Below are 25,076 nucleotides of genomic sequence, written 5' to 3'. Positions count from 1 at the left end.
AAGCCGCCCGAGCCTATTATCATAGATGACATAGTAACTTGCTACGATCAACTTTTTGGCTTACCGCTTACCGCTTACCGCTTACCGCTTACCGCTTACCGCTTACCGCTTACCGCTTGTTCTTTTTCAGTGCGCGCTTTTGCTCTGCTTTTTTAACGTGTTTACTGATCCACTTGGTCATTTTTGCCATTAATGCTGGCGGGAAGTTGTGGCCCATCCCGTTTACTATCTTTAATTTTGCTTTGCGTATCTGGTGTGCGGTTTGTTTTCCTGCGGCCACAGGCATGACAGGATCTGAGCTGCCATGAATAACTAATGTTGGAGCTTTGATCTTCGGCATTAAATGTTGCCTACAATCACTGGCGGCAATGGCTGCGAGTTGTCGGTAAAAACCTTGGGGGTTGTGTGCTCTATCCACTCCTAATGTAGCTTGTTTACGTAGTGTTTGTTCATCTTGTGGATAAGCGGGGCTGCCTATTAGTTGATTTAGTTTGATATTGTAATGAATAGCACTGTCACGGTTTTCACGTCGCGGACGATGTTTAGCAAGCTGTATGAATAATTTCAAGCTAGCTGCCGAGAGTTTAGGTTTAGTTGAGCTCGACATAATTGAGGTTAAACTTAAAACCTTTTTCTTATTTTGTGCGGCAATAAGTTGCGCAATCATGCCACCCATTGATGCGCCGACTAGGTGCGCTTTTTTAATTTTTAGCGCAGCCATTAACTCCAGTACATCATTCGCCATATCATCCAGAGTGTAAGGGATATGAGAAGCGACGGGGAGGCGTTTGCTTAACCATATCTTAAATAGGTTTGGGTTGCCTAGCTGCCCAAGTTGGCTCGAAAGGCCTGTATCGCGGTTATCGAACCGAATCACCCGAAAACCATTATTCACTAAGCCATAATACAGTTCGTCGGGCCATACTGTTAATTGCGCACCGAGTCCCATTATCAAAATAATAACGGGAGCAGCAAGCTCTCCGCTATCTTGATAGCTAATGTTGATACCGCTGCTCGTTTTAATAGTGCGCATAGTCGATTATGGATCTAATGCAGCTAATTAATTATGCAAAGTATAGCCAGAACAACGAGTAGCTTCATGCTCATTAGTATGAATTTTTTATATTCCAAAGCTTCTGCTTGTAGTGATTTGCTTTTAACTACCGCCATCAGCGTACTTTTGCAGCTCTGCTAGCATGTTTTCATTGCCAATCATTTCGTTTAATACCGAATAGACGTTATCGTCGGCAGAGTCTTGATATAGCGATAGAATGTGTTGTGCAATCTGTTGGCTATAGTCGCTTCTCTCGCTCTGAGCTTGATAGAATTGAGTAACTAAACCTTGGCCAGCTAAGCGACGAATATACTCGTTAGAATCTTGCTCTAGAAGTGCCGTAAAGCGTTCAGTTAAACGATAATCAAGCACTGGCGATTGAGTTGTAATTTCTATGGCTTGAATTTTGAATTTATCATCATGACTATTATCGGCCAGATCTAATACATTTTTAAAAACCTCATAATCATACTCAGGTATGTTGGCTTGATTTAAAATATATAAGTTCATTTGTAATTGAGCTAGCGCTGCTAATCTATTAATATCACTGGCATTTTGGTCAAGAATTTGCTGTCGTAATTGTACCGCCATATTTTCGGCATAGGCCGGTTCTGACTTTAAACGTAAGTCATAATCTTCTGGTAAATCAGCATAAAAGTCATATAAAGGGTTACTTTTACGCATTTTTTCGGCTTCTTGCTGATCTTTTTCATTGAGTACCGTAATTACCAGCTCTTTAAATTCGTCGTGATTGGTCGCTTCCTCAAATGCTGGGTTTTGCATTTGCAAATTAGCGAGTTGTAATTGTAAGGCGGTAATCTTTTTATTTAATAGATCGATAGATAGCTCGTTATAGTCGTTATTTAACGGAATGTTAGTGACCACTATTTCTGAACCATTTTGGTGTATAGCGTTTTGTTTTGCATGTGGGGTTACTACATGTTTTGCGAAAAAAGTACCGTAACATGATATAGCAATGGCAATTGTGGCGATAACAATTGCTACAGAGCCCTTATTGATAGGCATTAAAAATGTGCTCCAAAGATAAAACGCTAATTTACCCATTTTGGCGAAAAAGTTCTGTTAAAATATGTAGAAAGGCAGGTACAAAAATGAGTTTTTCAATGGCTTTGTGTAAGCTCCGGTTGCCCAGAGCTTAAAATGTACAGATTAATGTTTTTTCGCATACGCTTCGGCTTGCTGCCATACGCGTAGCATGTTGCCGCTGAGTATTTTTTTAATATCAGTGTTGCTGTAGCCTCGATCCATCAAACCCTGTACTAGGTTAGGATAGCTTGAAACATCTTTTAAGCCAGTTGGCAATGAATCACCCACACCGTCATAATCAGAGCCAATACCAACGTAATCGATACCAATTAGCTCAACGACATGATCGATATGGTCAAGCACTTGTGCAAGGCTTGCAAACGGGAATGGATTTTTAGCGCGATACGCCGCGTCAAAATCTTTACTTAATTTAGTGCCTTGTTTTTTCGCCGAGTCTTTTTTACTGTTTAGCTGATCATACCAACTACGGGAGCTGGCTGTGACAAAGCTTGAACCAAAATTAATCTGGATAACCCCGCCATTTTTTTTCAGTGCAAGTAGCATATCGTCATCCATGTTACGCTCAAAGCCCGGCGTATATTTTCGCAGCGACGAGTGTGAGGCAATTACAGGGGTTTTAGATAGCTCCATTACTTGGTAAAACGCATCATCTGAGATGTGCGATACGTCAATCAGCATACCGATATTGTTCATTTCAGTGACCAGCTTTTTACCAAATGGGCTCAAGCCTTTCCATTTACGGCGAATATCGTAAGATGAATCAGAAATATGGTTGCTTTGTGAATGGGCAAGAGTGATGTAGCGCACACCACGGTCAAAAAAGTGTTGTAAGTTTTTCATATCGCCTTCAATTGGCGAGCCATTTTCCATACCCATTGCCAGTGACATTTTGCCTTGCTTAAATTGCGTTTTAATATCAGAGGTAGAGCTTGCAATGGCAAATTTGTCTGGTGCACGCTGTGCAATCGCTTCCATGCTATCAATGAGTTGATTCGCTAGTTGGTAGCTTTTTCCTTTACCTTCAAATTCTAAATTAGCAGGAATATAAATCGACATAAACGGCGCATTTAAACCACCTTTAACGGCGCGAGGGTAGTCAAAATCACCGTCGTCAGTGGCTTTGGTTACATCTGCCCAGCTTTTGTGAATACGGTATGGAACATCAATGTGCGTATCGATTAAAATGGTTTCTTGTGTGAGCTTGATAGCTTTATCAGAGGGGGTAGTTGTATCTGCATTCACTTGGCTGCTAAGAGCTAGAGAAATAGCAACAACTATTGAGCTTAGTTTTATCATTTTTAATGGCTCTTGAAGTAAAAGAGCCATTGTGAAGTTTTATCGTGAGGCTGACAAGTTTACTCGTTAAACTGCTCTTCACTTTGTAGCGCCTTAAACTCGCTCTTAGAGATAATGGTGACTGATTCGTGTAGTTCAGAGAAGAACACCATCGCTTCGCCAGCGTTTAATTGCTGATTAACTTGCGCCACTTTTGCTTCAATACTAAATTCTTGTTCACCGTAGTCGGTGCCTTCACGTAAAACGTAACTTTCGATTAAGTTATAGAGTGTGTCTTTATCGAGTTGCTGGTGTGGAATGATCATAACTGCTCTTTTTTAACTACCTGATTGAAGTACTCAGGCACGATTTGCTCTAACCAGTAAACCGGTTTAAATGGGTTACTGCCCGTAATGAAACCAACATGGCCGCCTTTTTCTGAGATGCGTAGCGTAACATGTTCACTCACATCTTGCCTGCTCGGTACGGCTTTAATCGATAGCATTGGGTCGTCTTTAGCGTGCACAATTAACGTCGGTGTGGTTATGTGTTTTAAATAGGGCTTGGCACTAGCTTGTTGGTAATAATCCTCAGCACCAGAAAAACCATGCAAAGGAGCGGTTAGTTGGTCGTCAAATTGCCATAAATCATTAATTTCCATTAATTGCTTGGGTGTTAAATCGATTTGTTGCTCAATTTGTGGCAGTTTGCGTTGCATGGATTTCTTCATTCGGTCGAGCAAATATTTTTGATAAATTTTTGCTAGGCTCTTTCGTATTACTTGGCATGATGCCGACAACTCATAAGGAGCCGACACCACAGCTGCGCCATCAAGTCTGCACTGTTGGCCTTGTTCGCCTAAATATTTAGCAAGTACATTGCCACCGAGTGAAAAGCCAACTGCCAGTAACGGGCGATTTGGAAATTGTTGTTTAAGTTGTTTGATAAAAAAATCGAGATCGCCAGTTTCACCACTGTGGTACGCGCGAGGGAGGCGATTTACTTGCGTTGAGCAATTACGAAAATGCATTAAAACAACGCTAAACCCCTGCTTTTTTAGGACTTTCATCATACCTTTGGCATAAAAGCTGTTTATATTGCCCTCAAGGCCGTGCAGTACAATGGCCAGCGGTGCATCGTCATTTTTTGGTAACGACCAAGCAAGTTCTAAAAAATCACCATCTGGGGTATCAAGCAGCTCTAATTGATAACGCGTATTATGAAAAGGACGAAAAAAACGCGGCATAATGGTTTGCACATGACGATTACTCATCCACCACGCAGGCTTGAAATTTGTAAGCATTATTGACGACTACCTAGCTAATTGAAGTATAAGTGTAACAAATTTTTGGCAATAAAAAGCCCCTAATCAAATAACTTGATAGGGGCTTTGCGCGTCGTGCTTAATTCTAATTGGGGATATCTGCATCGTGTATTTTTTTCATAAAGAAATACACAAAGAAAAGGCATAAGCTGATTACTATTCCTAAAAAACCAAATGATAAAAATAGTACTGGGTCGCTAAAAAAATCTCTAAAGAATACGTCCATAACTTGCCTCCTGATGTCTATGGGTTAATCATAGGCTGGCTTAGCTGAGCTTGGTATGATCCAGATCAAGCTATTTTCCTAAGTTGATTAGCAGTGATACAGAAGTTGATTTGGATCAAGTCAGCTAGCGAGAGGAAAATTACAAGGTAATGAATTGCTGTAGGTCGTCATTTATGGCGACAATTTTTGCTGTAAGTCAGTTAAAGATCTTTTTGCACAAAGAGAACAGAATGAGAAGTAAATGAGGGGGAGTTAAAAATTGATTTGCAACAAAAGTAGGTTTCTTCAACAAAATATGACTACTGGTGGTAAGCGGCTTTAGCCATGAATTATTTCGTTATTAAAATTAACGCGCTAAAGCGCGACCTACATGAGAGCTTTTACAAATAGAGCTTTGTGTTACTTGGCGTGCTGCAAGGTGTTAGAGCAAAGCTATTAATTGTGGTTATTAACAACTGTTGTTGTTGCTTTTCCAGCTTTAACTCGGCGCTGAGCAGGTCTTTACGAATCGCAGCATAATCTGAAATCGTGGTTTGATTTGCTTTTAAATAAGCGCGTGTGGCACGCAAGGGTGTTAATACCTGTTGATCCAATTCACTAATGCATTGTTCAAGTTTGTTTAGCTGGGCTTTGTTGATGGTGAGATTGAGAGAATCTAAATAGTACAGCAGCAAGCATAGGTTAACGTTTTTACCTTGCTGGTTTTGATAACCTAACAGGCGTGCTTGCATGCCATCTTCGCTATAAAGCTGACATGCAAACTGCCAAAAATCATCGCTGTTAAGCAAGCTCATCAGCAAAGGCCTGTTCTTTTTCTTCCATTTCTTCAAGGGCCATAAGTAGCTCCTCTTCGATGTCATTTACTTTTGGCGTTAATGTCGCTTGTTTGGCGAGTAACTCTTTGAGTTTTGCTTTGTTGTCATCGTTATAAAGCTCGTTATCGCCAAGTGATTCTTCGATTTCAGCTAATTCGGCTGAGTGTTTATCGAGTTGTTTTTCAAGCTTTTCAATGTGTTTTTTAAGTGGTTGAACGGCTTTTCTAAACTCGGCTTCTAGGCGTTTTTGCTCTTTGCGATTTACTTGCGAGTTTGCTTTAGGCTCATCATCAGCTTGCGTGGCTTTAGCTGCTTCTTTGTTAGCATTGAGTAGCCATTGGTAGTATTCGTCTAAATCGTAGCCAAACTGGGTTACTTCACCGTTGTCGACTAAGTAATATTCGTCGGCAGTATTTTTTAGCATGTGACGATCGTGGGATACGGTTACCATTGCGCCTTCAAAGCCTTGTAATGCCATAACCAGTGCGTGACGCATTTCTAAGTCAAGGTGGTTGGTTGGCTCATCCAGTAGCAGTAAGTTAGGTTTTTGATAAACCAGCATAGCTAAAACTAGGCGGGCTTTTTCGCCACCAGAAAACGGTGCAACTGGCTCAAGGGCTTTATCACCTATAAAGGCAAAACCACCTAAAAAGTCACGTAGTGATTGCTCGCTTGCTTTTGGATTTAAACGCTGTAAATGAGTGACGGCGCTGGCTTTTAAATCTAGTGACTCCAGCTGATGCTGGGCGAAGTAACCTATATTTAAACCTTGATGTTGGAACACCTCACCAGCTTGCGGTTGTAACTCGCCAGAGAGCAACTTTATCAGGGTAGACTTACCTGCACCATTACGACCAAGTAAAGCAATACGGCTACCTGGCACTAAGTTGAGCTTTATACTGTGTAATATTGTCACATCACCATAGCCGGCTTGCGCTTTATCGAGCGTCATCAATGGGTTTGGTAATGCTGTAGGTTCCGCAAACTCAAAGTCAAAGGGGGAATCAGCGTGAGCGGGGGCGAGCTTTTCCATGCGTTCAAGGGCTTTAACACGACTTTGTGCTTGCTTAGCTTTACTTGCCTTTGCTTTAAAGCGGGTAATAAACTGCTCAAGGTGGGCAATTTGCTCTTGTTGTTTTTCAAACATCGCTTGGTGTTGCAACAAACGCTCAGCTTTTTGACGTTCAAACTGCGAGTAATTACCTTTGTAGACATTGATCAGCTGCTTATCAATGTGCCAAATTTGATCGACCACGGCATCCAGAAACTCACGGTCATGTGATATTAATACCAAGGTGCCTGTGTAAGCACGTAAAAAGCGTTCGAGCCAATACACGGCATCTAAATCTAAGTGGTTGGTTGGCTCATCCAGTAATAATAAATCAGCATCGCGAATAAGTGCTTGAGCTAAGTTTAAGCGCATACGCCAACCACCGGAAAAATCACTCACAGGGTTTTCGATTTGGTTATTGGCAAAACCTAAACCATGCAACAGTTCACCGGCTTTGGCTTCAATGCTGTAGCCTTTGATGTTTTCTAACTGGATATGAACTTTGGCTTGCGTGTCGCCATCGTTATTTTGTTCAGCTTCGCGCAGAGCAATACGTAATGCGTAATAATCTGGATGGCCTTGTAGTACATAGTCAATGGCACTTATTTCAAGTGCTGGGGTTTCTTGTTTTACCGAGGCAATCGACCAATCCTTTGGAATACTGCAATTACCCGCATCAAGCTGTAACTCAGATTTTAATAAGCTAAAAAGCGTCGATTTACCGCAACCATTTGCACCAACGAGGCCGACTTTGTGCTCTGGAAATAAGGTAGCCGATGCATCTTTAAGCAGTGCTTTACCGCCGCGGAGTAATTCAATTTCTGAGATCTGGATCATGTATTATGCGCTTTACTGTGCCTGTGTGAACTTGGCGCTATCATAGCACGGAAGCTGGGCTATATTTCAATTGCTAGCGTATCAACTGAACAGTTATTGGGTTAAAATGCGGCGAGTTTCTTTTCAAACTGTGAGAAAGCGTAGTGAAGCAGAAAAAACGATTTATTGCTGGAGCAACCTGCCCAGAGTGTAAAACAATGGATATGATGATGCTTTATAAAGAGCATGACGTAGAAAAAGTTGAGTGCATGCAGTGCGGCCATAAAATGGCGCAGCCAGAACAGGCAGTACAAGCATCAACACGCCAATTTGAGCAAGTAATCGGCGTGTTTAAACCGGGCGATTAAGCCGCGCTAATTAATAATGCGGCGGTGGTGGCTCTGGCATGTTTGACATCATCGACGGCGCTGATTGCGACTCTTTAATTTTTTCAGCCAGTAGCTCTGTTTGGCGTTTCATCTTCGCTAACAGCTGCTGGTGCACCTTAATTTCGTCATTTAAAATATCAATCGTTTCATCTTGAAAAGCGACTTTGGCTTCAAGTTCCATTAAGCGATGTTCAATTGTGTTCATTTTTATCTCGTCTAATAAAGCGCTCAGCGACTCCGCTGGAGCTTTCGGTTAACAACTTGGTATCGTTGTCAGTAAAAGCAACATCAAGCACCACCGCTGATTTAGGTCTGCTGCCTTCGCGCGGGGTGACATGCCAACTCTGAATTTTTTCACCCGTATCTAACTGCCATAAATCAACCAAGCGATTGGGTGAGCCGGTAGCAAGTAAGGTGCCTGCATCATTAAAGCGAACCGCAGTGAAAATTCTTTGTCGGGCAATATACGCCAGTTTACTAACAAGATCACCCGTTGTCAGCTGCCATACATGTGCCTGTGTCATACTGTCGGCGGTAAATGCATAGCGACCTTGTGGATCAAGGGCTACTTGAGTCACTCTGGTTGGGTGATTAAAGCGATGGATCACTTGCCCTGTTCGAGTATCCCAAAAATAGGCTACGTAGTCGTTAGAGCCGCTGAGGGCAAAATGTCCATTGGGGGATAAATCGACCGCGTTAATTTTTTCTTGATGACCAAGGAACTCTATGCGTCTACCGGTCTCTAATTCGAGATAAACAACCACGCCGTCGCTGCGACCGTATAAAACGCTGCGACCTTGGTTACTGATGGCGATATCTCGAATGGTGGCGGTTTTGATTTTGTAATAGCCGGTATTTTTTCCGCTAGCAATATCCCAAACAGCAAAGGTGGTTTTTTCTGCGGTGACAGCATGGCTATTGTCATACGCAATGGCGACAGTGTGAACTAGGCTATCTTGGGCTTGTTGCTGAAACCATTGGTATTTTAGCACTTGCTGTTGATTATCCCATAGGGCGACCCCATGGTGTATGGATGAGATCAGGCTGTATTTGCCATCATGAGATACTGCTGAGGCAAAGGAGCCTCTAGCTGCATGCTCATAGCTTGCAGTCGCTTGGTCTTTTTGTTCTGAGCAGGCAATTAGCAAGGTGCAGCACAGAAGATACAAAAAAGTACGAAATATCGACATATTACAGGTATTTCCCCTTAACTCTTAGTGATTGAGAGGTTAGACTAGGGCACGTTGAAGGCCAAGGTTGTTTATCTAATAACTTGAAAGTGCGCGGTAGCTTACAATCAGAAATTAGATAAGTAGCCTATCACGGGCCGTTAATCATTAACTAGTAATAATACAATAAATGACATCTGCAAAGTGTGTCGGAGATTTAAAATGAAAAAGACGATTAAATTGTCATTGATTGCAGCGTCAGTTTTTGCGCTAACAGCTTGTAATCAAGAAGCAAAACAAGAACAAGCAGCACCCGTTAAGCTAGATACTGAAGCACAACAACAAGCATACGGTATCGGTGCATCAGTTGGTAACTTTTTAAATAAAGATTTAGCTGATAAAAAAGAGTTAGGTATTGAGCTTGACCAAGCACTGCTTATTCGTGGTTTTGAAGATGCACTTGCTGGCGAAGCAAAACTTGACGAAGAAAAAATTCGTGAAGTATTAACTACACTTGATACATCTGTACGTACTAAGCAAGAAGCTCATGCGAAAGTTGAAGCTGAAAAAAGCAAAGCTGCAGGTGAAAAATACCTAGCTGATAATGCTGCAAAAGAAGGCGTTACAGTGACTGAATCAGGCCTTCAATATGAAGTGATCACTGAAGGTGATGGTGAAAAGCCAGTTGCTACAGATGTAGTTAAAGTACATTACAAAGGTACTTTATTAGACGGTACTGAATTTGACAGCTCTTATTCACGTAACGAACCAACAACTTTTCCTCTTAACCGCGTAATCGCTGGTTGGACTGAAGGTTTACAACTTATGCCAGTTGGCTCTAAGTACAAGTTCACCATTCCTGCTGAACTTGCTTACGGCGACCGTGACTTAGGTAAAATTCCAGCTAACTCAACACTTGTTTTTGAAGTAGAACTACTTGAAATTCAAAACGAAGAGCAAGCTGCTGCGGCAGAATAACTAGTTATTCTGGATTGAAAAGGGGCTCACTTGCCCCTTTTTTATTGTGTAAATTTTAGCTGAAGGCCGCCTCTTTCATAGTCAACGTGCCGGCATCCGCATTAATTTCAATTTGTGTGCCGACGGGTAAAATAAATTGTCGCTTAATATGGCCAATCATCGCACCGCGATAAGCGGGAATGCCCAGTGGCTTAATATAATCTGCAAAAATTTCATCAAGCGTTAATGAGCCATAACCTCGACCCGGTGTACAGTCGTTACAATCGCCAAATACAAAGCCGGCTATCTTATCCAGCGCCCCCATGAGTTTTAATGTGCTAAGCATGCGATCAATGCGATAAGGTGCTTCATCAATATCTTCTAAAAATAAAATCGCCCCGTCAAACTCAGGTAAATAAGTTGAGCCTGCTAAAGCGGTTAGTACGGTTAAATTACCTCCAATCAGTTGTCCTGTTGCTTTACCAGGAGTGATTGTTTGGGTCAGGTATTGGCTATTTACCAATTCGTCTTCGCCCTTAGGTAGGTTGCTAAAATGCATACGTGTTTGTTGCTCAAACATTTGCTGAAACTGCTTAACATGGAATCGGTTCCAGCTGCTTGATGCATTGGGGCCATGAAAACTAACAATGCCCGCTTTAGCAAGCAGTGCATTGTGTAATGCAGTTATGTCAGAGTAACCCATTAGCGGTTTGGCGTTAGCACGGATCATGGCATAGTCCAGTAATGGCAAGATACGCGCAGCCCCTGAGCCGCCTCGCAAGCAAAAAATAGCATCAACACTACTGTCGTTAAACAGCGCATTAAGATCGTCCGCACGCTGTGTATCTGTACCGGCAAGGTGGCCGCGTCTTGCCATAATATTAGGAGCTAACTTTGCTTTGTAACCAAGTGCTTCTATTACTTGCTTGGCTAAAATAATATCTTTTTGATTTGCAGTTGCCGCGGATGGACTGACTACGCCAATAGTCCCCTTTCTTGGTAGTGAGGTAGGTTTTTTCAAACTTAATACGTTGTAGTTTGATGAATTAGCGACTGCTTGCACGCTATTACCTGCGAGTAATCCAGCACTGAGAAGTGATACAGATTTTAAAAATGTACGTTTATTCATAGCGAGCCTTTGTTATTTTTATACACAATGGCTCTATCATTACATTATGGAAATATAAATTTCAATTATTTGGGGTGGTTTGGAATATTTAATTTTTATCGGTAAGGCAACAGGTAGAAAACAGACAAGGAGCAGAGCTCCTTGCTACAGCATAGTGGTGTTATTTAGGTATGATTAGAATACAAATTATCGATTAATTCATCTTCTAATTCAAAGCGCAGCTCAAGTGCTTCGCCTAGTTTTGATAAGTCATGATCAAAGTCATTGAGTAAATCTTCTTTATCTACTTCTGCATATTTATCATTAAAATCAAGAGCAGTATCGGTGGTTTCTGAAATTCGTGGATAAAGTTCATTGGCAAGTTTTTGACTACTAGGGCCTTTTTGTTCACATGCTTTGGCAATGTCGTCATACACCTCGAAGTGCCCAGCAGATAAGTAATCCATCAAGATTTGGCAAAAATTTTGGATCTGTAATTGATCTGGTAAAGCGTGGTCTTTTTGATCATACGGTGAAAAGCCAGCAATACGACAATATAAAACTAACAGCTCTTGACGTTCTGTAAGCCATTTATCGATAACGGTGTGGCTACCACCCCATTTTTGTTGAGCTTTTTCCAAACGCGTCAGCATTATCTTTCTCCTTAGCTGGGTTGGTTTCTTCTATAACAATGAAATATGCAGAAAAGATCAACACATTTTTTAAATAATTTAGTAATAAAAGGTTAATGTATTGATATATAGGTAGTTATTATTACTACTTTGCAATTGTTCTGGGCAAGAAAAAACCACCATAAATGGTGGTTTAATTTCTTTTCCATGACTTGTTAAAACAAGCTTTCTTATTGTTATGGGAAGATTTTTATTTTTGTTGTTATATAATTTTTATTGTTTTTATTGTTAACGCGGAACAAGTTATACCAAGCTTTTTGTAATGTTGCAAACATATTAATGAAAAATTTCAAATGTTATTTTTTGTTGCTTGAATTTTAAGCGTAAAATAAAACCATTGATCTGTATCATCGGCAAGTACATTGCAATAGAGCACGGTGCGATATGGTGATACAATCTGCGCAATTTCATAACAGCTTTAGGATCTCTTACGCATGAGCGAATTAAAAAACGACCGTTATTTACGTGCACTACAAAAACAACCTGTTGATGTAACTCCGGTATGGATGATGCGCCAAGCAGGGCGCTATTTACCAGAATACCGTGCCACACGTGCACAAGCGGGCGATTTTATGAGCTTGTGTAAAAATGCTGAGCTTGCTTGCGAAGTAACCCTGCAACCGTTGCGTCGTTACCCGCTAGATGCTGCTATTTTATTCAGCGACATTTTAACGATTCCAGATGCAATGGGCTTAGGCTTGTATTTTGAAACAGGTGAAGGTCCTAAGTTTGAGCGCCCTATTTCATCATTAGCTGATGTAAAAAAGATCCCAAAGCTTGATCCAACCGATGAGCTTGGCTATGTAATGAATGCAGTAAGCACCATTCGCCGTGAATTAAAAGGCGAAGTACCACTGATTGGTTTCTCTGGTTCACCTTGGACTTTAGCCACTTATATGGTTGAGGGCGGTAGTAGCAAAGTATTTGGCAAAATAAAAAAAATGGCGTTTGCAGAGCCGCAAACATTACATTTGTTACTTGATAAGTTAGCAGATTCAGTGATCGACTACCTAAATGCACAAATTAAAGCGGGTGCACAGTCGTTAATGGTGTTTGACTCATGGGGTGGGGTATTGAGCCCACGTGATTATAATGAGTTCTCTTTGCAGTATATGCACAAAATTGTTGATGGCTTAATTCGTGAATATGACGGCCGTAAAGTGCCTGTAACGCTGTTTACTAAAAATGGTGGCCAATGGATAGAAGCAATCGCAGCAACAGGTTGTGACGCCGTAGGTCTTGATTGGACTATCAACATTGGTGATGCTAAACGTCGTGTTGGCGATAAAGTGGCATTACAAGGTAATATGGATCCATCAATGCTGCATGGTACACCTGATCGCATTCGCCAAGAAGTAGCAACAATACTTGAAGACTTTGGTACCGGTGATGGCCATGTATTTAACTTAGGCCATGGTATTACGCCAGATGTAGACCCTGAACATGCCGGCGTATTTATCAATGCCGTACATGAGTTAAGTGCGCAATATCATAAATAATAACCGTTAGAATAACGAGCCACTCGTTATTTACGTAGTAAAAAGCCCGCTAATGTTAGCGGGCTTTTTGTTGTCTTTTAAACGCTTTTAAATATGGGTTACTTAAATAAGCGGTTCAAACCATTTAACGCAGCAACACGGTAGGCCTCAGCCATGGTTGGGTAGTTAAACGTGGTATTTACAAAGTAATCAATGTTATTGCCGCCATTCTTTTGTTCCATAATGGCTTGGCCGATGTGCACAATTTCAGAGGCGCGCTCACCAAAGCAATGGACACCCAATACTTCTTTCGTTTCGGTATGAAATAATATTTTTAAGCTACCCACTTCAGTACCGGCAATTTGCGCTCGTGCTAAATGCTTAAATTGCGCACGGCCTACTTCGTACGGTATTTTAGCCGCAGTAAGCTGTTGTTCGGTTTTACCGACAGAACTCATTTCAGGAATGGTATAAATGCCTGCCGGAATATCAATAATTAGTTTTTCATCGCAATTGCCACAAGCTATGGCATCGGCGGCAATTCTACCTTGGTCAAATGCAGCACTGGCAAGGCTTGGGTAGCCAATAACATCACCCACGGCATAAATGTTATCAACCTCTGTTTGGTAGGTTTCATTGACTTTTAACTGGCCACGACCATCTGCTTTTAAGCCTACAGCTTCAAGGTTTAAACCGTCAGTGTTACCGGTGCGACCATTAGCAAATAAAATACAGTCTGCTTTGACGCGTTTACCTGATTTTAAATGCATCACTACACAATCGTCGCGAGTTTCAACGCGATCAAATTCTTCGTTATGGCGAATAACAATGCCGCTATTCCAAAAGTGATAACTTAGGGCATCTGATATTTCAGCATCCATAAATGCCAACAAGCGGTCACGGGTATTCACTAAATCAACCTTCGCCCCTAACCCTTTAAAGATTGATGCGTATTCACAACCGATAACCCCAGCACCATAAATTAATACGCGGTGAGGGTCATGTTCTAGCCCTAAAATAGTATCGCTGTCGTAAATGCGCGAATGGGTAAAGTCTACTTCTGGTGGACGATATGGGCGAGAACCTGTTGCAATAACAATTGTTTTAGCTGTTAATCGTTCAGTCGAACCATCATTACGCGTAATTTCAATTGTGTTTTTATCTACAAAGCTAGCATCACCTTGAAATAGGTGGATCCGGTTACGATCGTAAAAACTGCTGCGCAGATTTGACTGCTTAGAAATCACTGAACTGGCGTGGCGCAGAATATCAGGGAATGTTAAGCGACTAGGGCGTTCGCCGATATTAAATAATGGGTTTGCTTTATATTCGATATAGCGGCTCACAGAATGACGTAGCGCTTTTGAAGGAATAGTACCCCAATGTACACAACCGCCACCAACACCTTCTTGGCGTTCAATAACGGCTACTTTCTTGTTGCTTTTAGATAGGTTCATGGCGGTACCTTCACCGCCAGGACCTGTGCCTATAATAATCGCATCATATTGAAACGATTGTTGCTCTTTCTTTACTTGTTGTTTGGCCACAGCCACTCCTACATTAACTAAAAGAGGCTTTTAATAACCTCGCATTTAGTGCAAGCCATGCCTGTTTTTGATTTTCCCAGGCAGCTTCCAACTCATGATATTGTGCCATTAAAGCCGATTTTTCGCATTGTTGCAGCATGTTATTCTTTTTAACTTCTAATACTTGCTTTTTTAGTGCACAAAAGTGTTGTAGCTTTTTTAGCAATAAATCGTACTCTTGCTGCAATAATGTAAGCTTATCTTGCGCTAAAGGCAATTTAGCTAAACGGTTTTGTGTTTTGTTCATTAACGTTTCGGCTTTGGCTTTTTCGATACGTTCAACTGGTGTACGTTTTAATTTCTTTGCCAATCCAACACTGGCAAAGGCGCGGATCATCCATTTTGTTGGATCATAATGAAACCATTTAATGCCATTTCGATAGTCGCTGGCAAAAATATGGTGGAAATTATGATAACCTTCACCGTAAGTAAACAGAGCCAAAAAGCCGTTATCTCGTGCTGTATTTTTCTCAGTGTAAGGGCGTGACCCCCAAATGTGCGCAACTGAATTAATAAAAAAGGTAAAGTGTTGGCTTAATACTAAACGTAACAACCCTGCTAATAATAGCATACCAATTACATCGCCTATCATTAAACCTAGTAACAGGGGAATACCAATATTAGTTGCCAGAACTAGTTTCATATAATGACGATGCTGCCACATCACTACTTTATTGCGTTGTAAGTCACGGCAGTTAGAGTAATCACCATAGCTGTCGCCTTGGTAGTCACGTAGCATCCACCCTATATGGCTATACCAAAAACCGTTGGTTGCGGCGTAAGGGTCTTTTACTGGATCATCAACCTGACCATGATGAACACGGTGATCACTACTCCAATGTAACGCGCTATTTTGTAGTGCAAAGGCACCGCCTAAAGCGAAGATAAATTCAATAATTGGGTGAGCATCATAAGTTTTATGTGCCCAAAGGCGATGATAGCCAGCGGTAATCGACATACCAGCATAAAACATACACGCAACGAAGGCGATCCAATGCGCACTGCTAAAGCCACTGGTAAATCCATACCAAGGAACTAAGATGGCGGCTGCCAAAAAGGTAATACTGAAAAATAGGACGTTAGTCCAGATAATAGGTGGTTTTTTCATCTTAAAAAATCTGAGCGTACACTTGTAAGCTAAAATAATATTTCATTCTCTTGCCGTCAAGTATTAGACTGGGGAATTAAGATAAAAATCACCATAAATTGATTTTAATTAAATCAGGAGTAGTTTATGTCGGGTGTTCGCGCGCAACAGAAACAAAAAACACGACAAGCTCTAATTGAGGCGGCATTTAATCAACTTAGTGCTGATCATAGCTTTTCGAACCTCAGTTTACGTGAAGTAGCTCGTGAAGCGGGGATTGCGCCTACCTCGTTTTACCGCCATTTTAAAGACATGAATGAACTGGGCTTAACGATGGTTGACGAGGCGGGTTTAACGCTGCGTCAGCTAATGCGTCAAGCTCGTCGCCGCATAGCCAGTGGCGGTAGTGTTATTACTACTTCTGTGGTTACTTTTATGGAGTTTATTGATAATTCGAGCAATCAATTTAGGCTACTGCTGCGTGAGCGATCTGGCACTTCTAAAGCGTTTCGCGCCGCTGTAGCTCGTGAAATAAAGCATTTTATTTTAGAACTTGCACATTATCTTGAAAGTGAAACACCGTGTAATGCAAGCCAAGCGTATATTCAAGCAGAGGCTATGGTAACGTTAGTGTTTAACGCTGGCGCCGAAGCCCTTGATATTGAAGGTCAGCAACGTGATGAACTGGTTGAGCGCGTTATATGGCAATTACGTTATATTACTCGTGGTGCAAGTAATTATGTAAGAGAGAATAAAACCGATAGCGCATAATCAGTATAAATGCTTGTAGATTTTTTGTTCCTATTTCTTTATTATTGGCAACTACATTTGTACCTAGTTAATTAAAGCTAGGTAATAAAGAAAGCGAGGACGCACATGCTCACCAAGGACGCGGTGAACTTTCAACATGCCCATATTTTTGATGAAGTAAAAGACGAAGTAATGACACCTGATGTCACATTTACTTATGTCAGGCGCGCTGAATTCTTTTCATTACCAAAAAAACTACAACGGCTTATCCAAGATAATCAGTATGGTGTAATCGATAAACGTCAAGCCGCACGGCTTCGTGATGATCCCCGCAGCCAATTTTGGATAAATGAAAAAACATGGCGAAAAGTCAGTTACAACAGCTATAAAAACACCGCGCACGGGTTAGCTTTTTATCCAAAAGAGCCCGTGAATACCACGACTTTTTCCTCATCTGGCGGAGCTAATGCTGCACCTGATTATTCAGCATCAGAGCACTTTTTAACTGGCGCTCAACAAACAGATTTTTTAGCAAACCCAGCACTGCTTAATAGCCAGTATGGCGAAGGGCAAGCAAAATATATTGCCCAATCAATGCAGCAACATAGCCGCACTTCAAAGCCAACCGTAGTTGAAATTCATTTGCCCGCAGTGTGTATATACAAACCCGTTTTACAAAGTACGGTGCAGTTAAAAGCATCGCATCAAGTTAGGCAAAGTTTTTCTACCCATCTTTTACAAGCAAGTGAAACTGTAGAGCAACTTGCCCAGCAATATACCGGCTATAAAAATGCTAACTTAATTTACGACTACAACTTAGGTTTTAGCAGTCGTAAACCTGCAACCTCAGGCACCAGTTTACGAGTACCTGATGGCTGGAAACTTAATATTGAAGGCTCAAGTAGCAACAGTCGCACTGTGGTTATTAAATGGCAAGGGCCAACTAACGGGCAAGTAACCTTGCAACTCGATAAAAAGCGCCCAGATGAAGTATCGTTTTGGCAGCATTATTTTTCTGTAAAACCAGGTGTTTATACCGTGGTTGTTACTGCCAGTGGTGCAGTAGACACCACCACGTTTACAGTTGAGCAGCCGACATTAGCGTATGAAATCGAATTGCTTGACGAAGCCGGCGCACCGCAAGCCAACATGGGCTATAAAATTCGCCTGCGTAATGGCCACGTTATCACCGGCCAGCTCGATCAAAATGGCTACGCCAATGTGTCAGGTCCTGACTTTGAAAACGCCAAAGTGAGTTTTTTTGAACTTGCCGATCATGACTGGTCTGTAGGTCATATCACCTAACAGCGGTTTATATTTAGATATAAGGATATATCAATGGTACACCAACACACCGTTGCGCAAGGCGAAACATTGTTACGCATAGCACGTCAATATGGTTATAAAACCTCAACCGCCTTGTATAACCACCCTAGTAATGCTGAATTTAAAGCACTACGCCCTGATCCTAATTTAATTTTTCCGGGTGACATTATCAAGATCCCGCAAAAAACCGAAAAATTCATGCCGCTAAAAACAGGTAGTAAAAACACTTTTGTGGTTCGCGATGAAAAGGAATATTTTCGCCTAAAAGTAGCGTATGACGATGGCGAGGATATTGCGGGTAAACGTGTCGTGCTTAATATTGGCAGCCAAACAATCGATACCGTATTGCAAAGTGATGGGCTTATCGAAGTAGAGCTTAATAATAATGACGCACTTACTGGCAGCGTCGATTTATATTTAAAAGCAGGCGACACCACACCAACTAAAAGCTTTGCGGTACAAATAGGCAACCTAGATCCAATCGACACGCTTTCTGGCGTGCAGGGACGTTGTAATATGTTGGGGTTTAATTGCGGTAAAGTTGATGGCGTCATGGGGGAGAAAACACGCATTGGGGTAAAAGAATTTCAGTACCAACATGAGCTAGAAGTTGATGGTATTCCTGGCCCTAAAACTAAAGCAAAATTACAACAAGTATTTGGGAGTTAGTATGAGTACCCCGCATAGTATGCCAATGGTAGTTAACAATACAAATCTGTTAACGATTGTGAAACCCGCTTTTGTATTTTTGTATCAAGTCGATACAAATACAAAAAATTACGCAAAAGAACAACTTGTGCTGGTAAATAATCAACATAACTGGCAGCAAATAAAACCCATATCACGTGTAATACCTGAGGGGGACTGGGTTCGTATAGAATTTACCGACATCCCCCAAAGTGGCAATTTCGATTTAATACAAGACCCAAACGACGGTCAGCCTACTTACTATATATTTGATAACGTGCCATTCAGCGAGCTTAACAAGCAAACGCCAAAAACTGTAACAATGGCAGAAATAACAGAAGAGTAAGTGCATTCATTTTGTCTTCATTATAAAAAGTTTTAAATAATGAGTTTGTTTACAGTAACCCAATAAATGGGCTCATTCAGTAAAAGGATAGTTTTTGATGTTTTTTAAAAAATACAGCATGTTCTGCGTGTTCTCTCTTTGTGCCAGCTTGGTACTAAGCGGTTGCTCGGAGCCGTCATCACAGGGTTCTGAGCAAGTAGAGATTGACCTTGCTAAATACCCATGGGCAGAGGAGCATAAAAACCACCCTGAGTGGCCAATGGAAATACGTGAAGAGGTGTATGGTGATGCTGATACATTTTCAACCCCGCGGTTAATGTTTTGGAGTAAATACAAATACAGTGAGGTACGCACGCTGTGGTCATCTCGTTTAGATGGCTCAGACAGGCGCCGCATAATTCCTGAAGAAATTTTTACCCAACTGGAGCCTGCGGGGTTGCATCCGCCAGCACGCTCACCAGATAACCGCTATATCGCTATTTCGGGTTATATAAATGATAGAGCAACTCGTCAGCTGTACGACACTAAAGAGCAAAAGTTGATTACCATGTCAGGTGGTGGTGGTTACCCGTGGTTTAACTGGACCTCAGACAGTAAAAATGTGATTTTTTACTCAGACGGCAAAAACTTTAATTACCATGTTCCAACAGGCGAGCTAACCCCGCGGCCGCAAATTCACCACAGTGGCGCTGCTTTTTTACTTCCGGGAGATAAAGAGTTTTTAGCGGTAAAGCACGATGGTTTTTGGATTCACTCGTTTGATGGCGAGATAGTACGCAAAGTTAATTTTGGTTTCCCAAAAGCGTGGGAAATGAAAAACCACCGTATTTCACCCGATGGTAAGTATTTAGCGTTTATGACGCATGGCAGAGAAGATTTTCATTTTCATTGGGTGAATATTGCCAACCCTGAAATAGAGCACTCAGAAAAAGGGGAGGGTGGTGGTGTGATATTTTCATTGGATGAAAATGTCACACTTAAGTTTGGTTTTAACCCGATGGGCGAGGTTGATGAGCTTGGTAAGCCTGTTACTTATAGCATTATCACTAGAACCAATATTTTAACGGGAGAGAAACGCATTACGCGTACTAAAGAAATGAATATTTGGGGGCTTAACGTTTTAGCACCTATCGCTATTACCAACCAAAAAGCACAGAGTAACTAATTATGCATGACATGAGCAAAGGAAGTGCCAGCCCAATAGTGTATTTATTAACTGGTTATGTTGAAAATAATAAACCGGTGGGTAAGTTAACGCCGGTAGCAAACCGAATTGTTATTGCTGAACAGCCAAAGTCAGCCACTTATGATACAAAAAAGCCTGTTGTATTAAAAACAAATAGCGCGGGTATTCTATCAACGGTTAACAATGAGTCTTTAGAGACGCGTCAGCCGTTTCATGCCTACACGGCTAATAATAATCAACGACCTATTATTATTCCGCCAATGGAGACCATTGGCCTCATTGCTAATAATAATCCTAGTGGATGGGCTAAAGAATTTGTTGATAATTTAAAAAATTACAGTAGCACAAATACACCGTTATTAGAGTTACAAACAGTCCCCATTACCAATTTAAAACAGCCTACAGAAAATAGCGAAGATGACACTTACAATAAATGGTATGAAAAAGAAATAATTCAAAAAAACGTACAAAGTATCCAAGCTTATATACTGGCAAAAACCCGAGCAGTAATTTTAAGTATTAATCCAAACATCCCGCTTCTTTCTCCGGGTGAAAATATTGTTTTGTCGTCGCCTATAGGTAGAGATATACCAGCTACCTTCGACACAGAAACTAAATTAGCGGTGATAACCGGTACTAACAAGAAGTTACCCAAAGGGTTGTATAGGGTAAAAATAAGGCTTCAGCGGAACATCTATGAAGCCAATATTGCAAGCTGGTGCGCCAAATCGGTTAAGTATGACGGTACTTATTATTATGAACTTGCCGAAATGGTGCGCTTTGATATAAAAAATGAAGCCGGTGAGTTTGATGTGATTAACTGCGATCCGCTTTCGGTGGAAGAGGCAATAATAAAGCAGTTCCCGCGTTTTTATAGCCACTTAATTAGTTATGCCAAAGATTTAAAAACAGAACATGCCACGTATGACCCTAAAAACATCAGTGTAAAAGATGAAAACGGTAATGAAGTTGGCCGCGCTAAAGTCAGCGATGAGCCCATTAAAATGGCTAGCGGCTATGAAAGCTTTTGCCATGGTTGGGCGGTGGCTAAAGGCCGAGCACAACTCGCCGCCGGGCTAATCAATACTGATATAACCGCCAGTGCCAGTAACGGCAATTTTACCACTAATGGTAAATTTGTATTAGGCAGTAAAATTGCCAAAGCAATTCATACGCATTTAAATGAAACAGCAGATAAAACCATTCAAGCCACCCTTGATTCTGTATTTGCGATGCAAGAAGGACAAGATGCTTGGCAAAAGCTACGCAGTGCCCGCGCAGGCTTTACCACAGATGATTGGAAAGATGCGCTTGCAAAAAACTTGTGGCGCTTGCCTGATAATACACCTGCGCAAATGAGGGAGTACAGCGGTACTATATCTGGGCGTATTGGTATTCCTAAAGTAGCAATGGATGCAACAGGTAATGCGTTAAATATAGCTGATCTAGCGACTAACATTGTTGCGCTCGGGCAAGCTACAGTACAACAAATTGGCACTAACATCCCTAATTTAGCGCAATCTAAGCAACATTATAAAACCGTTTCACAAGATTACTTTGAGCATTTAAGCGCTAAAGAAATAGTAAAAGACGTGGTAATTAAAGCTCAGTTTGCACTTAATAGTGAGCAGGTAACCGATGAATACCGTGATACTATTTTGCAGCAAAGTGAAGCGGTTTTAAAAGCGTTTGAGTTAAACGCATCTCTTAAAATTATAGTGGCAGGCCATACCTGCGATCTGGGTCATTACGATTATAATATGGCGCTATCTGAGCGACGAGCCGATGCTGTTAAAAATGTTTTAGTAACTCAAGCAGGTATTGATGAAGCGCGCATTGAAGTGCAAGGTCTGGGTTATACTCAGCCACTTGTAAATAATAAAGACGAAGCCAGCCGAGCGCAAAATCGCCGTGTACATATTGCCGCTTATGCTATTAGCCAGCTCTCTGTTTGCCCATCACGCGAAGGTATGGATAGCTTAGAGCGCTTTCGTAATTTAACTGTGGTTAACGACATAAAAGTAGGTGAAACGGTTGATGCCATGGCGTGGCAAATGATCAACATTGCTTTGGGTGTGATGGCATTTATTCCGGCAACAGCACCCATTGCGGCGGCGGTGGCAGTTATAAAAGCAGGTGGTGCTATAGCTACATCAGCTGCTAATTTAATGGATGAAGTACTGCTCGATAATACCTGTAAAAAGTACTATGCCGAAATTCAAAGAGATAAACGCCTAGGCCAAGAATGTGCGGCTAACCAAGGGATGATGCATGAGCTGCTTAATGAATTTAAAGACAGCGAAAGCACAGAACAAAGTACGCAGTGGGCTGCGCAATTTAGACTGCGCTCAGAGGCAATCTCGGGCCTGATGGGCTTGTTATTAAGAGCACAGCGTGAAGGGGATAAAAGCGAGTACTACACCAATCTAGAGCGCTATAAAGTAAAACAATACATAGAAAACTTTTTATTAGGTGATAGCTGGGCGCTTCCTAATTTACCCGGTGCGTCTATTCGAATGGATACGTTTTGGGTGTTTTTGATCGACAGTATCGCAGATCAAAAGCAAAACGTAGGCAATGATAAAAAAGCGCTCTATGGATTCAATGACAATTACAGTCTGTTAGATAAAGCCGCACGTAAAGCTGTGGTAGAAGATCCTCAAAATGCACTTTATGTACATTCGCAGTCTAACCCATATGGCTTTTATATGATGACGGTGCCAAAACTCGCGCGTGAACATAACTATATTACCGCTGAATTTCAAAACTACTTCCCTATTCATACCTTTGGCACCCAAGAAAAAGCAGGCAGTAAATACTTAGAAAGCTTTGCAAACACCTTTGAGCCGGTATTTTCTGACTATGGTGAGGCAAGTTATCATCACAGCGCCATATATTATCAAGACCAAACATCAAAAAAATGGTTGCCAATTATTGCTAACAAACTAAAGCGCTTAACGCCATTCACACCTATTCGTGTTTTAGTGGTGTTTAACGATACGATGACCGCTATTGCCCCTATTACCTTGAAAGTAACGCGCTGTGATGGGGTAAATAACGAGCTTGCTTATAAAGAGTTGGTAAGGCCACTTGTTGAGTCTGAGCTATTAGAAAGCGAAAAGCACTTTGCAGGAAAGTTTGGCTGTGTGTTTACGCCGTTTTTTCAGCTAGGGCCAAAAACATATTTGGGTACTAAACCCATGGTGCATAAAGAAGCTTTTTACCCATTTATGCATGACTCTGCACTTGAATATTATCGAGCTAAAAACTTTGCTGACATGCGTTATTACATTAGTGCCCAAGTTGGCAGTAGTCGTGAAGTAGTATTGCCGTTAATGGGTGAGCGAGAAGAGAATAACGATGAAATGATTTTTGACTCCGGCTATTTAAATATTCTTAATGGGCTTGGTATAAAAAATAAATATATAGCTACCGACTTTTATGTAGATTTAAATACAGAACGTGATGGTGGCAATGAAGAGTCACTACTAATAAAAGATTTTTTAACCAGTAAAAGTTCTAGTTTTGTTCGTCCTGAACTTTTTGCCGGGGAAAAAAGTGTTCGAATATTGGTGCGTTTTGGTGGTGAAGGGAAGCCTTATTTAATAACCAGTAAAATACAAAGGCAAGGACACTCAATCCGTTTATTTGAAAGCCAATTTGATGCAGCACAAAGTTTAGGATTTAAAGTACGCCAGTTTGGTGATGGCATTATTTTTGATGACTTTGACTGGAATACCAAAGTAGACATTATGGTCGTTGCTACCTGTACAAAACTTGAATCAGAAAACTATACAAAAACACTGATAGGTTTGAATTGGCGCAGTGTGCCATGTGAATTAACTCTACAACAAACCATTGGCATTAATGATGTGGGCCCTACTTATAAATCAAGACTCTATTATTTAGGTAAGGCGACTCGTAATGCAAATAAAGGCTACAACCAAGCTTTAAATAGATGGGAAGATGATAACTATCAATTTGATGACTCAACAGGTGCAAAGTTTAGAGAATACCGAGAGTTTGTTGAGCTACTTAATAAGGCTGGGCACAGTAATGACAGAGGCATGCAAGGTCGAGCGCTTCTGAATTGGCATGATCGCAGCGCTAAAGCGTTTGCCGGTGAAGAGCAGGTTTTTGTTTTTGCAGCGAACTTTAGCTTAAAGTATGAGTCGCCAAAGCGTGTTGAAGTAAACGGCTTAAGGCCTTTTGGTGAGATATTTACAAACCAATTTAGTGATATATATACCAGCGAGGAAGACAGGGTGTATAACATGGAGTTAGGCGTTGCTAGCTTTAATTCTGCGGGTAATTCTGGTTTTAACTTTAATGATATAGGCTCAATGACTGATAAAACCAGCAACCATGGTTTGCAGTTAAAGTTACCACTGCCTAACCCTACAAATAGCGATTTGCCTTGGGGGAAAACATTACCAGAAGCTGATTTAAAAGAGTTAGCTGCCAAGCTAAATGGCGAGCATTCAACCCCATCGCAAAAAGAAGTGTATAAACGCTTGTCAGAGGAAGGGTTAACTGAAGGTGAAGTAAAGCAGTGGTTTATTGAAGATGCGACAAAGTCGAAAGTAAAACCATTAGGGGCTTTTAAAAACGAATAAAGCGATATTGTAGTGATGCAAGGTCGCGGTTGCACATTACACGAACTTCGTTCAAAGCAAACACTATAGC

Annotated in this window: 22 protein-coding genes; 9 read left to right on the top strand and 13 right to left on the bottom strand. The window is 41.3% G+C overall.

Annotated features, from left to right (window positions below):
* Positions 1-109: 109 nt before the first annotated feature.
* The 7 genes from CWB85_RS08280 to CWB85_RS08250 form a co-directional block, all read right to left on the bottom strand.
* Positions 110-1,033: an alpha/beta fold hydrolase gene (locus tag CWB85_RS08280; protein ID WP_138554615.1), complete on the bottom strand. Its 924-nt coding sequence runs from the start codon at positions 1,031-1,033 to the stop codon at positions 110-112.
* Between the two features lie 123 nt (positions 1,034-1,156).
* Positions 1,157-2,080 (bottom strand): hypothetical protein, encoded by a 924-nt coding sequence (locus CWB85_RS08275; RefSeq protein WP_249314817.1) that lies wholly within the window; start codon positions 2,078-2,080, stop codon positions 1,157-1,159.
* Between the two features lie 144 nt (positions 2,081-2,224).
* On the bottom strand, positions 2,225-3,418 hold the full coding sequence (locus CWB85_RS08270) for a dipeptidase (protein WP_138554613.1): 1,194 nt from the start codon (positions 3,416-3,418) through the stop codon (positions 2,225-2,227).
* A gap of 59 nt (positions 3,419-3,477) precedes the next feature.
* Complete coding sequence (locus tag CWB85_RS08265) at positions 3,478-3,723, bottom strand: YheU family protein (RefSeq protein ID WP_016708967.1); 246 nt, start codon at positions 3,721-3,723, stop codon at positions 3,478-3,480.
* Entirely contained in the window at positions 3,720-4,700 is a 981-nt protein-coding gene (locus CWB85_RS08260; RefSeq protein WP_138554612.1) for a hydrolase, read from the bottom strand. Before CWB85_RS08260 ends, CWB85_RS08265 begins: the two co-directional genes overlap by 4 nt.
* 627 nt (positions 4,701-5,327) lie before the next feature.
* Positions 5,328-5,741 carry a TIGR02444 family protein gene (locus tag CWB85_RS08255; protein ID WP_138554611.1) on the bottom strand — a complete coding sequence of 138 codons (414 nt, stop codon included), beginning with the start codon at positions 5,739-5,741 and terminating at the stop codon, positions 5,328-5,330.
* Positions 5,728-7,650 (bottom strand): ATP-binding cassette domain-containing protein, encoded by a 1,923-nt coding sequence (locus tag CWB85_RS08250; RefSeq protein ID WP_138554610.1) that lies wholly within the window; start codon positions 7,648-7,650, stop codon positions 5,728-5,730. The genes CWB85_RS08255 and CWB85_RS08250 overlap by 14 nt, the downstream gene beginning before the upstream one ends.
* A gap of 143 nt (positions 7,651-7,793) precedes the next feature.
* Here CWB85_RS08250 and CWB85_RS08245 point away from each other — a divergent pair, with 143 nt between their 5' ends.
* Positions 7,794-7,997, top strand: a complete 204-nt coding sequence (locus CWB85_RS08245; protein WP_029216159.1) for a YheV family putative zinc ribbon protein — start codon at positions 7,794-7,796, stop codon at positions 7,995-7,997.
* 10 nt (positions 7,998-8,007) lie between these two features.
* Here the strand turns inward: CWB85_RS08245 and CWB85_RS08240 are convergent, their stop codons facing one another.
* Both CWB85_RS08240 and CWB85_RS08235 read right to left on the bottom strand, forming a co-directional pair.
* Entirely contained in the window at positions 8,008-8,223 is a 216-nt protein-coding gene (locus CWB85_RS08240) for a SlyX family protein (protein ID WP_016708972.1), read from the bottom strand.
* Positions 8,210-9,208 (bottom strand): WD40 repeat domain-containing protein, encoded by a 999-nt coding sequence (locus CWB85_RS08235; RefSeq protein ID WP_016708973.1) that lies wholly within the window; start codon positions 9,206-9,208, stop codon positions 8,210-8,212. The genes CWB85_RS08240 and CWB85_RS08235 overlap by 14 nt, the downstream gene beginning before the upstream one ends.
* A 201-nt stretch (positions 9,209-9,409) precedes the next feature.
* Here CWB85_RS08235 and fkpA point away from each other — a divergent pair, with 201 nt between their 5' ends.
* Positions 9,410-10,165, top strand: a complete 756-nt coding sequence (fkpA, locus tag CWB85_RS08230) for an FKBP-type peptidyl-prolyl cis-trans isomerase (protein WP_016708974.1) — start codon at positions 9,410-9,412, stop codon at positions 10,163-10,165.
* A gap of 55 nt (positions 10,166-10,220) precedes the next feature.
* Here fkpA and CWB85_RS08225 read toward each other — a convergent pair whose 3' ends face one another.
* Together CWB85_RS08225 and CWB85_RS08220 are read right to left on the bottom strand one after the other, a co-directional pair.
* Positions 10,221-11,273: a S66 peptidase family protein gene (locus CWB85_RS08225; protein ID WP_138554609.1), complete on the bottom strand. Its 1,053-nt coding sequence runs from the start codon at positions 11,271-11,273 to the stop codon at positions 10,221-10,223.
* A 164-nt stretch (positions 11,274-11,437) separates the two neighbouring features.
* A complete protein-coding gene (locus CWB85_RS08220; protein WP_016708976.1) occupies positions 11,438-11,905 on the bottom strand; it encodes an Rsd/AlgQ family anti-sigma factor in 468 nt (155 codons plus the stop codon).
* Positions 11,906-12,378: 473 nt separating this feature from the next.
* On the opposite strand from CWB85_RS08220, the gene hemE reads away from it, so the two are divergent.
* Positions 12,379-13,443, top strand: coding sequence for a uroporphyrinogen decarboxylase (gene hemE / locus CWB85_RS08215; RefSeq protein ID WP_016708977.1), 1,065 nt, complete (start codon positions 12,379-12,381; stop codon positions 13,441-13,443).
* 98 nt (positions 13,444-13,541) lie between these two features.
* Here hemE and sthA read toward each other — a convergent pair whose 3' ends face one another.
* Together sthA and CWB85_RS08205 are read right to left on the bottom strand one after the other, a co-directional pair.
* On the bottom strand, positions 13,542-14,969 hold the full coding sequence (sthA, locus tag CWB85_RS08210) for a Si-specific NAD(P)(+) transhydrogenase (protein WP_016708978.1): 1,428 nt from the start codon (positions 14,967-14,969) through the stop codon (positions 13,542-13,544).
* Positions 14,970-14,982: 13 nt separating this feature from the next.
* The gene (locus tag CWB85_RS08205) at positions 14,983-16,116 is read right to left on the bottom strand and encodes an acyl-CoA desaturase (protein WP_138554608.1); all 1,134 of its coding nucleotides are present in this window, start codon (positions 16,114-16,116) and stop codon (positions 14,983-14,985) included.
* Positions 16,117-16,242: 126 nt separating this feature from the next.
* Here CWB85_RS08205 and fabR point away from each other — a divergent pair, with 126 nt between their 5' ends.
* The 6 genes from fabR to CWB85_RS08175 all read left to right on the top strand — a co-directional run bounded on the left by fabR (position 16,243) and on the right by CWB85_RS08175 (position 25,006).
* Positions 16,243-16,866 carry an HTH-type transcriptional repressor FabR gene (gene fabR / locus CWB85_RS08200; RefSeq protein WP_016708980.1) on the top strand — a complete coding sequence of 208 codons (624 nt, stop codon included), beginning with the start codon at positions 16,243-16,245 and terminating at the stop codon, positions 16,864-16,866.
* Between the two features lie 105 nt (positions 16,867-16,971).
* Entirely contained in the window at positions 16,972-18,150 is a 1,179-nt protein-coding gene (locus CWB85_RS08195) for a DUF4397 domain-containing protein (RefSeq protein WP_138554607.1), read from the top strand.
* Positions 18,151-18,183: 33 nt separating this feature from the next.
* Positions 18,184-18,840 carry a PGRP and LysM peptidoglycan-binding domain-containing protein gene (locus CWB85_RS08190; protein ID WP_016708982.1) on the top strand — a complete coding sequence of 219 codons (657 nt, stop codon included), beginning with the start codon at positions 18,184-18,186 and terminating at the stop codon, positions 18,838-18,840.
* Position 18,841: 1 nt separating this feature from the next.
* On the top strand, positions 18,842-19,204 hold the full coding sequence (locus CWB85_RS08185; protein WP_016708983.1) for a hypothetical protein: 363 nt from the start codon (positions 18,842-18,844) through the stop codon (positions 19,202-19,204).
* Positions 19,205-19,301: 97 nt separating this feature from the next.
* Complete coding sequence (locus tag CWB85_RS08180) at positions 19,302-20,369, top strand: TolB family protein (RefSeq protein WP_138554606.1); 1,068 nt, start codon at positions 19,302-19,304, stop codon at positions 20,367-20,369.
* Positions 20,370-20,371: 2 nt separating this feature from the next.
* Complete coding sequence (locus tag CWB85_RS08175; protein ID WP_138554605.1) at positions 20,372-25,006, top strand: OmpA family protein; 4,635 nt, start codon at positions 20,372-20,374, stop codon at positions 25,004-25,006.
* Positions 25,007-25,076: the final 70 nt, after the last annotated feature.

This window comes from Pseudoalteromonas sp. S1727, assembly GCF_005886375.1.
GTDB classification, from domain to species: domain Bacteria; phylum Pseudomonadota; class Gammaproteobacteria; order Enterobacterales; family Alteromonadaceae; genus Pseudoalteromonas; species Pseudoalteromonas haloplanktis.
The sequence above is the reverse complement of the archived record's forward strand: the minus strand, read 5'-3'. Positions and strand labels throughout refer to the sequence as shown.